Annotated in this window: 10 protein-coding genes; all 10 read left to right on the top strand. The window is 68.1% G+C overall.

Annotated features, from left to right (window positions below; genetic code table 11):
- Positions 1 to 188 precede the first annotated feature (188 nt).
- Positions 189 to 554, top strand: coding sequence for a type IV pilin protein (locus ACIWQI_RS15875; RefSeq protein ID WP_396658901.1), 366 nt, complete (start codon positions 189 to 191; stop codon positions 552 to 554).
- A gap of 83 nt (positions 555 to 637) precedes the next feature.
- Positions 638 to 1,024, top strand: a complete 387-nt coding sequence (locus tag ACIWQI_RS15870; protein WP_396658899.1) for a prepilin-type N-terminal cleavage/methylation domain-containing protein — start codon at positions 638 to 640, stop codon at positions 1,022 to 1,024.
- Positions 1,021 to 1,548, top strand: a complete 528-nt coding sequence (locus ACIWQI_RS15865; protein ID WP_396658897.1) for a type II secretion system protein — start codon at positions 1,021 to 1,023, stop codon at positions 1,546 to 1,548. Before ACIWQI_RS15870 ends, ACIWQI_RS15865 begins: the two co-directional genes overlap by 4 nt.
- A gap of 47 nt (positions 1,549 to 1,595) precedes the next feature.
- A complete protein-coding gene (locus ACIWQI_RS15860) occupies positions 1,596 to 3,158 on the top strand; it encodes a hypothetical protein (RefSeq protein WP_396658896.1) in 1,563 nt (520 codons plus the stop codon).
- Position 3,159: 1 nt separating this feature from the next.
- The gene (locus ACIWQI_RS15855; RefSeq protein ID WP_396658894.1) at positions 3,160 to 4,041 is read left to right on the top strand and encodes a prepilin peptidase; all 882 of its coding nucleotides are present in this window, start codon (positions 3,160 to 3,162) and stop codon (positions 4,039 to 4,041) included.
- Between the two features lie 10 nt (positions 4,042 to 4,051).
- Positions 4,052 to 5,056, top strand: a complete 1,005-nt coding sequence (gene pilM, locus ACIWQI_RS15850; protein ID WP_396658892.1) for a type IV pilus biogenesis protein PilM — start codon at positions 4,052 to 4,054, stop codon at positions 5,054 to 5,056.
- The gene (locus tag ACIWQI_RS15845; RefSeq protein WP_396658891.1) at positions 5,056 to 5,706 is read left to right on the top strand and encodes a hypothetical protein; all 651 of its coding nucleotides are present in this window, start codon (positions 5,056 to 5,058) and stop codon (positions 5,704 to 5,706) included. The genes pilM and ACIWQI_RS15845 overlap by 1 nt, the downstream gene beginning before the upstream one ends.
- The gene (locus ACIWQI_RS15840) at positions 5,706 to 6,371 is read left to right on the top strand and encodes a hypothetical protein (RefSeq protein WP_396658889.1); all 666 of its coding nucleotides are present in this window, start codon (positions 5,706 to 5,708) and stop codon (positions 6,369 to 6,371) included. Before ACIWQI_RS15845 ends, ACIWQI_RS15840 begins: the two co-directional genes overlap by 1 nt.
- 4 nt (positions 6,372 to 6,375) lie before the next feature.
- Positions 6,376 to 7,596 carry a type IV pilus twitching motility protein PilT gene (locus ACIWQI_RS15835; RefSeq protein ID WP_396658888.1) on the top strand — a complete coding sequence of 407 codons (1,221 nt, stop codon included), beginning with the start codon at positions 6,376 to 6,378 and terminating at the stop codon, positions 7,594 to 7,596.
- Positions 7,596 to 8,834 carry a type II secretion system F family protein gene (locus ACIWQI_RS15830; protein ID WP_396658887.1) on the top strand — a complete coding sequence of 413 codons (1,239 nt, stop codon included), beginning with the start codon at positions 7,596 to 7,598 and terminating at the stop codon, positions 8,832 to 8,834. The genes ACIWQI_RS15835 and ACIWQI_RS15830 overlap by 1 nt, the downstream gene beginning before the upstream one ends.
- Positions 8,835 to 9,242: the final 408 nt, after the last annotated feature.

Raw genomic sequence — 9,242 nt, 5'->3', positions numbered from 1 at the left:
ATTCCTGAGCGAATCCTGAGCCGCCGTGACTTGCCCTTTTCGTTGGGGTGCCTCCACGATTGATCGAGGTGGGTCCGCCCGAGGCTCACCCGCAGGCTCTGGGAAAGCCTGGCACTGCTGTGGGGGCGGTGGAGTCGGGGTGCATCAGAGCTGATTGCAACCATTTCAACCGGGGGAGAAAGAAACACATGCAGAGCATCAAGAATTACCTGGAGGCCGAGAAGCGTCGCCGCGAGGAAGAGGGCGAGAAGGGCTTCTCGCTCATCGAGCTCATCATCGTCGTCGTGATCCTCGGCATCCTCGCCGCGATCGCGATTCCGATCTTCCTGAACATCCAGGACCAGGCAGAGCAGAACGCCGCTGACGCCGCTGCAGCTAATGCCGCCACGCAATGGGCCGCAGCCACAGCTCAGAGCAAGACCAACAGCTTCAGCAACTTCCCCGACTACAACGTTTCCGTGGCTCCTGCCTCGCCGACGCTCGATGACTTTTGCGTAACGGCGGAGTGGAAGGCTGACACATCCGTCGTCGGCAAGTCGGGTCCCACCTGCTAATTGCCATGCCATTAGGGCCGGACGATCGCCCGGCCCTAATGGCATGATGTGGTGGGGGTACCGCCATACGGGGAGGTGGGCCGGTGAGGGGACGAGGCTCGCAGGAAGCCGGACTCAGCCTGGTCGAGGTCGTCATCGCGATGTTCCTCATCGGGCTGATCGCCGTCGCGCTCCTGCCTGCCCTCTGGCAGGGCATCGCCCTCTCGTCGCAGCAGTCCGCGACCGCGACGGCGACCCGCCACCTGTACGCGCTGATCGAGGACGCACGCGCGGTTCCCACCTGCGCCACTCTGGGCACCATCACCGCACCCGACTCGATCCCGGATGGGAAGGGCGCGAATCTGGCGATCGCGGGAACATACGATGCGGGCGCGTGCTCGCAGGGTGAGGCGGTCGCCGTCACGCTGACCGCCACCGACGCCTCGGGGGCGCAACTGGCCCGCGTCGACGCGCAGGTGTACATCCCATGACGACTCCGGCACGCGACGCCGAGCGGCCGGACGCGGGTGTGACCCTCATCGAGCTCATCATCTACGTCCTTCTCCTCTCGGTCATCCTGGGCGGCGTGGCGATGATCCTCATCAATTCCTGGCGCACGCAGCAGAACGTGCTCAGCGAGACCGAGGCCACGAACCGAGGACAGCTCGTGAGCTCCTCGATCGAGCGCGCCGTGCGGAACGGTCTCGCGATCGAAGTGACCGGCAACGACACGCTGAAGGTGCGCACCTCGCTCGCCGGAGAGCGAGAGTGCCAAGGGTTCTCGCTCGCCGGAGATAACGCAACGATGAGAATGACCTCCGGTTCTCTCGGAACCGGCTGGCCCCAATGGCAGGATGGCATCACAGCAATACCCGGACAGCCTTTCCTCGAGAGGGATGGCACATCGGTGACCTACGCGTTCGAGTTCGCCACCACCGGCGCTCCCGTCCGCTTCGTGGGCACCGTCGCCGCCCGCAGCCTGGACCCGACAGGAGTGACGTCGCCATGTTGGTAGATCGGCTCCGTCGGGCACCCGGTGACGAGGGCGCTGCCCTCGTCGCGGTGGTCGTCGTCATGCTCGTCGGGTTCGTCATCGCTGCGAGCGTCGCGGCATCCGTCCTGGTCACCATCACCGCGAATGCCGGGAACTCGTCGACAACCCAGGCGTTCATCGCTGCCGAATCGGGACGCGACGTCGCGGTCGGCTCGCTGCGGTCCGCAATCGCGCCTACCGGGCTCGACTGCGCTGCGGTGGCCATGACTGGAGCGTCCGCTCCGGGATCGGCGCCCGTGTACACGTACACGATCCGGTCCAGTGAACAAGCTGATCGACCATCGGCATGGGATGACGCCGGAGTTACTGCTACCTGCCCGACCGACGCCACGAAGTGGGTCGTGATCAGTTCGACAGGCACAGGCCCCGATGGCACCGAATCGAACATCGATGCGGTCTACCCCTGGTACCACGGACCCGCAACGACGCCATCGGGCACCGTCGCCTTCTTCGAGGGTCAGTTCAAGGCGACGAAATCCACCTACGCGGGTGATCTTGTCATCCGTCAGGGTCCTTACGAGTGCAACAACAGCGCCGGCGACGCCATCATTGGTGACCTCTGGGTGCTTCGCGGAAGCATGACCGTCACCGGCCCCTGCATCGTTACCGGCAGCGTCTACGTCCGCGACACGATCGATCTGAAGAACAACGAGTTCACAGCAGGCGGCGACGTCATCTCGGTGGAGGGATCGATCAAGCTCACTGCGGACGATACAAGCATCGGCGGCGACGTATACGCCGCGGGAAACATCGACACCAAGAATGGCGACGGGGAGGTGGACGGCTCGTTCCGGACACACCTCGCCATGGTCAACCACAACCCGGCGAACTGGACGAAGTCCGATGGGACAACGCCAGTGCCGGTGCTCGAAGGCGAGCCGGTGCCGGTGATCGCACCGACGCTCGAGCAGGTCTTCGAAGCGACGAAGTGGATCGAGTTGACCTCCAGCACGGCATGGAGTTCCGCCGCAGCGCCGGTCGAGGTGTTTCCAGCGGGCACCGTGTGCACCACGGCGCAGTTGCAGGGCGTGATGGGTGTGGCCGGCGCCCGCGCTGTCGTCGACCTGACCGGCTGCCCCGCAGGCGGCAACGGCATTCCCGTCGCGCCCGGCAACGTGACATTGCAACGCGACGTGCTCGTCCTGGTGCCCGCGAATCAGAAGATGAACCTGCAGATCACGGGCACGATCTCAAGGGCGACAGGGACGACGCTCGAGAACGGCCCTCAGCTGTTCATCGTGCATCTCGACCCGGACGGGAGCGACGGCAGACCCCCGACCTGCGGCAGTTCTCAACTCGACAAGTTCACCGCGAGCGGCACGAACAACGTGCGGACCTTGATCTACAGTGCCTGCGGCATCGGCAGCACGATGTCTCTGACGATGTCCGGACAGCTGTACATGGGTAGCGATGGTCTGCACCTCAATGGCGGCACCTTCACCTGCAAGCCGATGTCGTGGGAGCCGACGTTGCCGAAGATCAGCTGCGGCGTGAAGGGCGAGGGTGGTATCTACGACCCGACCGTCACGGTCACCCGCCTCGACAACCTCGCATTCCAGACCGAGCGTTAGCGTGGCGGGCCCCGTTCTGTTCGGCGTCGTGGCCGCCGGCGTCTTCGGACTTGTGATCGGCTCCTTCCTCAACGTGGTGGCCCACCGGGTGCCGGCCGGATCGTCGCTGCTGGGCGTCAGCAGGTGCCCGCACTGCGACACCGCCATCAAGCCGTGGCACAACGTGCCCGTGCTCGGGTGGATCGTGCTGCGGGGGAGGTGCGCCTCGTGCGGGGAGCGGATCTCGGCCCGGTACCCGATCGTCGAGGCCCTGACCGGAGTGGCGTTCGCCGGGATCACGTGGTGGGTGCTCATGGGGGGCGTTTCGTCTCGCTTCGCGGATCCCGAGCTTGTCGAGGGGCGCTCGACGACCGGACAGTGGACTATCGAGGGCGTCTGGGCGGCCGTGGTCGTCATCGTGGCGTTCTGTTACTTGGCGGCGATCAGCATCGTGCTGGCCCTCATCGACCTCGACACCAAGCGGCTGCCGAACAGCATCGTGCTGCCGAGCTACCTCGTCGGCGCAGTGCTGCTGACACTGGCGTCGTGGCTCACCGGCGATTGGGAGGCCCTGCTGCGGGCTGGAATCGGCATGGCGGTGCTCTACGCCTTCTACTTCGTGCTGCGGCTCGTGCGGCCGGGCGGGATGGGCGGCGGCGACGTCAAGCTCGCCGGCGTCCTGGGGCTCTACCTCGGCTGGGTGGGGTGGGGAGCGCTCGCGGTGGGTGCCTTCGCCGCCTTCCTCATCGGCGGCATCTGGGGCGTCGCGCTCATCATCGCGGGGCGCGCGGGGCGCAAGACCGCGATCCCGTTCGGGCCGTGGATGATCCTGGGCGCGTGGGTCGGGGTGTTCGCCGGCAACAGCATCGGCCGCTGGTATGTGAATCTATTCGTGGGGGCATGAGGGAGGGGACATGGCGAAGACAGTCATCGGTCTGGAAGTGACCGAAGAGAGCGTCCGCGCCGCGGAGGTGACGCTGGGGCGTCGGCCGCAGCTGGTGAGCTACGGCGAGGTGCCGCTGCCGCCCGAGGCGGCACGCGACTCGGAGGTGCTCGACCAGGGGGCGGTCGCCGTGGCGCTGCGGCAGCTGTGGACCGGCGCCAAGTTCCGCAGCAAAGAGGTCGTGCTCGGCGTGGCGAGTCGCCGCATCCTCGTGCGCGAATACACCACGCAGGCCATGCGCCCCGACCTGCTGCGCGATGCGCTGCCCTACCAGGTGCAAGACCTGCTACCTGTGCCCGCGAGCCAGGCGGTGCTCGACTTCTTTCCGCTCGCCGAGCACGACGGCCAGGTGTCGGGTCTGCTGGTGGCCGCCGTGTCGGAGAGCATCGAGCAGATCATCGCGACGCTCTCGCGCGTCAAGCTGCGGGCGCGCGCAGTCGACCTGACCGCCTTCGGCCTGGCGCGGGTCACCGGGGCGCTCACCGGCGCCGACGAGACGGTCGCCACGGTCAGCATCGGCGATCACACCACGCAGGTGGTCGTCTCGCGAAGCGGCGTGCCGCTGTTCGTGCGCATCCTGCCGATCGACGTGGCCACCTCGGCGACCAGCCGGCGCCTGGCCGCCGAGGTCGAGGCCGACGTGGCCGCGATGGAGTACGCATCGGCCCCGGTCACGCGCACGCGCGGAGCGATGCGCAGCGCGATGCCGCCGGGCATCTCCGACCTGACCACCCGAGTGCGCAGCACGCTCTCGTTCTTCGCCGGCCGGCCCGGCTCGTCGCCGCTCTCACGGATCCTCGTGACCGGGGCCGGCGCCGCCGCCGAGGGGCTGCTGCCCGCGCTCGACGCCGCCGTCGACGCGCCGATCCAGGTGATCGGTGCCGCCGACGTCATCGCCACGTCGGCCCCGCCGGGGGGAGACCTGGGGCTGAACCTCGTCGGAACGATCGGCGTCGCCCTCGGGGAGGTGAAGTGATGTCGTCTGCAGCCATCAACGCGTCGCTCGCGAACCCGCGGGTCAACCTCATGCCGCGGTCCGAGCTGGCGCGCCGCGAGCGCGACCGCCTGGTGCGGGGATGGGTGTGGGGCGTGCTCGGCGCCATCGTCGTCGCGGCCCTGATCATCGCCGCAGCCTTCTGGCTCAAGTACACGGCCGACCAGCGGCTCGCCGCCGAGCAGGCGCGGACCAACAACCTGCTGGTCGAGCTGGCCTCGCTGGGCGAGGTGAGCCAGGCGCTCGCCGCCGAGCAGGAGCTGACGGCGTTCCGCGCCGACGCCATGGCGGTCGACCTCGCCTGGGCGCCGGTGCTGGCGAAGGTCACGGGCGTGCTGCCCGGCGACACGACGGTGACCGGGTTCGATTTCGCCGTCGGCGCCGCGCCGACCGGCGACGACCCGACGATGCAGGCGGGCATCACCGGCACGGTGACCTTCGACAGCCCGACACCGCTCGACATCGTGCCCCTCATCCGCTCGCTGCGCGGCGTCGAGGGTGTGCTGTTCGCCGACGGACAGAGCCTGAGCTCCGATTCCGAGGGCGGCAGCTACAGCTACCTGCTCAACGTGATCTTCGATCAGACCGTGTACTCGGGGCAGTACGCGGTCGCGGAAGAGGGAGGCGAGTGATGCAGAAGGGGATCATCACCGTCATCGGGCTGGTCGTCTCGGTCGGCATCGTCGTGCTCGCCCTCGTGCTCGGCGCGCTCCCGGTGTACCTGCAGTCGGTCGCCGTCGACGTGCAGACCGCATCGGTGGCGAACACCAACGCGGTCTACCAGGCCCAGGTCGACAACCTGCGCGCCGAGCAGGAGAACCTCGACACGATCAATGCCTCGGTCGCGGGGCTTCGCGCGCAGATTCCCGCCAGCGCCCAGCTCGACGACGTCTTCGAGGTGATCGGGCGCGCCGCCGAAGAGGCCGACGTCGACATCGTCAGCATCAGCGCCGGCCAGCAGGTGGCCTTCACCCCGCACGCCGGCGTGGTGGACGAGAACGCGCCGCCGCCGGCGGACTCGTCGACGGATGCGACCGGCGGCTCGGCCGACGGCACAGGCGTCGATGACGGCACCGGCACCGGTGATGCGCAGACGCCGGCGCCGGCGTCGGGCCGGCAGCAGGTGGACTTCGCCATCCAGGTCACCGCGCCCGACATGGATCACGTCACCGACTTCCTCGATCAGCTGCGCGCCGGGCCGCGGCTGCTCAGCAGCATCAGCGCCACCACGGTGACCGGCGACGAGGGCCTGACCGTGCAGGTGTCGGCGCTGACCTATGTCGACTCGGAGGGATGAGCTGATGGACGATGTCGAATTCCACAGTATGCTCCTCGCCGGCGCCCGGTCGCGGGCATCCGACGTGCACATCACCCCCGGCCTGCCGCCGCTCATGCGCGTCGACGGCGACCTCGTGCCGATCCCCGGCTACCCCGCACCGCTGTCGGAGGAGTGGGTCGAGCGCGCGGCCTTCGGCCTCATGGCCAAGAGCCAGCGGGAGGAGTTCGACGAGCGGCAGGAGGTCGACCTCGCGCACGCCGCCGAGGGCATCGGTCGGTTCCGTGTCAACGTGTTCCGGCAGCTCGGCTCGATCGCGATCGCGCTGCGATTCATCCCCGACCGCGTCTACACGCTCGAAGAGCTCGGCGCGCCGCCCATCGCGCGCGACCTCGCGCTGCTGCCGCGGGGACTCGTGCTGCTGACCGGGCCGACCGGCTCGGGAAAGTCGACGACGCTCACCGCGATGGTCGACATCATCAACGAGCTCGTGCCGGCGCACATCATCACGATCGAAGACCCGATCGAGTTCCACCACGAGAGCAAGCGCGCCCTCGTCCATCAGCGCGAGGTCGGCACCGACACCGGGTCGTTCGCCGAAGCGCTGCGCCGCGTGCTGAGGCAGGACCCCGACGTCATCCTCATCGGCGAGCTGCGTGACCCGGAGTCGATCCAGACCGCGCTCTCCGCCGCCGAGACCGGGCACCTCGTGCTCTCGACCCTGCACACGCAGGGCGCCGCGAAGAGCATCAACCGCATCGTCGACGTGTTCCCCGCCGACCAGCAGCACCAGATCCGCACGCAGCTGGGCGACACGCTGCAGGGCATCATCAGCCAGACCCTCATGCCGCTGGCGCAGACCAACGGGCGCACGATCGCGACCGAGGTGCTCATCAACACCCCCGCCGTGGCGAACATGATCCGCGAGGGCCAGGTCGCCCAGCTGTACTCGGCGATGCAGGCCGGAGCCTCGGTGGGCATGCACACCCTCGACCAGGATCTGAAGCGCCTGGTCGAAGAGGGCGTCATCGCGCACAACGTCGCGCGGACGTTCGCGGTCGACCCGCGCAGCCTCGACGGCGTCTTCGTGCGACCGAAGGACCTCGACGCCGAGGCGTGGTCGATGCACGCGGGGGAGTGGCACCAGCCCGACCCCGAGACGGTCCGCGGCCCCGGCGCCCACGTCGGCACCGGATTGGGCATGGGATCGCGCTTCGGATCCCCGCAGGAGGGCGGTGACCGCTGATGGCCGTCATGCAGGAGTTCGTCTACCGGGCGCTCGACCCGCGCGGCGGCGGAGTGCTCAAGGGGACCATCGAGGGGACGACCGAGGCATCGGTCACCGGAAAGCTCAAGGCGCAGGGGCTCACCCCCCTCGAGGTCACGCTCAAATCGAAGTCCGGGCTCAACCGCGACATCAAGCTCCCAAGTTTCACCAGGCACGTCTCGGCGAAGTCGCTCGCCGTCTTCACCCGGCAGATGGCGGGCCTGCTCAACGCCGGCCTTCCGCTCATGCGCACCCTCACGATCCTCATCGAGCAGAGCGAAGACAAGAGGCTGCAGCCGGCGCTCGTGCAGGTGCAGGCGGATGTGGAGAGCGGGTCGTCGCTGTCGGCGGCGATGTCACGGCATCCGCAGACCTTCCCGCCCCTGATGCTCTCGATCATCCGCGTCGGCGAGTCCGGCGGATTCCTCGGTGCCGCCCTGGAGTCGATCGCCCAGAACTACCAGCGCGAGGCCGAGCTGCAGAACAAGATCCGTTCGGCGGTGACGTACCCGATCGTCGTGCTGGTGATCGCCATCCTCGGCGTGCTCGCGATGCTCACGTTCGTCGTGCCGGTCTTCGAGAGCATGTTCGCGAGCATGGGATCCGACCTGCCGCTGCCCACCCAGATCCTCATCGCGATCTCGAAGAACATGTGGTGGATCATCCCGGCGCTCGCGATCGTGGTCATCATCGCGGTGGTCTGGTGGCGCGCGAACAAGCACACCGATCAGGTGCGGAGGGTGATCGACCCGCTCAAGCTCAAGCTGCCGATTTTCGGGAAGGTCGCGACGAAGATCGCGGTGGCGCGCTTCACGCGGAACCTGTCGATGATGCTGCAGGCGGGTGTGCCGATCATCCAGGCGCTGTCGATCGTCGGTCAGGCGTCGAACAACTGGAAGATCGAGGGGGCCGTCCGCGACATCCAGGAGTCGATCCGCCAGGGCCGCTCGTTCGCCGCGCCGCTCGCGAAAGCCGAGGTGTTCCCGCCGATGGTGCCGCAGATGGTGTCGGTCGGCGAGGAGTCGGGCACGCTCGTCGACATGCTCGCCAGCATCGCCGACTTCTACGAAGACGAGGTCGAGACCGCGACGTCGCAGCTGTCGTCGATGATCGAGCCGCTGCTCATCGTCGGGCTCGGCGTCATCATCGGCGGCATGGTGATCTCGCTGTACCTGCCGATCTTCACGCTCTACGCCGACATCGCGAACCAGGGGTAGGCGCGTTTCGTCTCGGGCCTACGCCCTCGCTCAACGACCGGGAGGAGGCACTGGTCGTTGAGCGAGGACGCGCGGAGCGGGATCCCACCGGTCGTTGAGCGAGGACGCGCGGAGCGCGACCGAGACGAAACGCGGCGCGCGGGCTCGGGGCGTTTCGTCTCGCGGCTGCGCCGCTCGCTCAACGACCGGGAGGGGGCTGCGCCGCTCGCTCAACGACCGGGAGGGGCGTTTCGTCTCGCGGCTGCGCCGCTCGCTCAACGACCGGGAGGGGGTTGCGCCGCTCGCTCAATGGCCGGGGAGGGGCGTTTCGTCTCGCCTTCGGCTCGCTCAACGGCCGGGAGGGGGCCGGGAGGGCCTGGGTCACACGGAGACGCGGAGCACCTCTTCGATCGTCGTCACACCCAGCGT

The organism is Microbacterium sp., assembly GCF_044508325.1.
Taxonomy (GTDB): domain Bacteria; phylum Actinomycetota; class Actinomycetes; order Actinomycetales; family Microbacteriaceae; genus Microbacterium.
The sequence above is the reverse complement of the archived record's forward strand: the minus strand, read 5'-3'. Positions and strand labels throughout refer to the sequence as shown.

Bases quoted from the DNA above. Each gene is read 5' to 3' on its own strand.
- ACIWQI_RS15845 (WP_396658891.1), top strand. From the start codon at position 5,056: ATGTCGTCTGCAGCCATCAACGCGTCGCTCGCGAACCCGCGGGTCAAC.
- ACIWQI_RS15830 (WP_396658887.1), top strand. From the start codon at position 7,596: ATGGCCGTCATGCAGGAGTTCGTCTACCGGGCGCTCGACCCGCGCGGC.
- ACIWQI_RS15865 (WP_396658897.1), top strand. From the start codon at position 1,021: ATGACGACTCCGGCACGCGACGCCGAGCGGCCGGACGCGGGTGTGACC.
- ACIWQI_RS15840 (WP_396658889.1), top strand. From the start codon at position 5,706: ATGCAGAAGGGGATCATCACCGTCATCGGGCTGGTCGTCTCGGTCGGC.
- ACIWQI_RS15875 (WP_396658901.1), top strand. From the start codon at position 189: ATGCAGAGCATCAAGAATTACCTGGAGGCCGAGAAGCGTCGCCGCGAG.
- pilM (WP_396658892.1), top strand. From the start codon at position 4,052: ATGGCGAAGACAGTCATCGGTCTGGAAGTGACCGAAGAGAGCGTCCGC.
- ACIWQI_RS15835 (WP_396658888.1), top strand. From the start codon at position 6,376: ATGGACGATGTCGAATTCCACAGTATGCTCCTCGCCGGCGCCCGGTCG.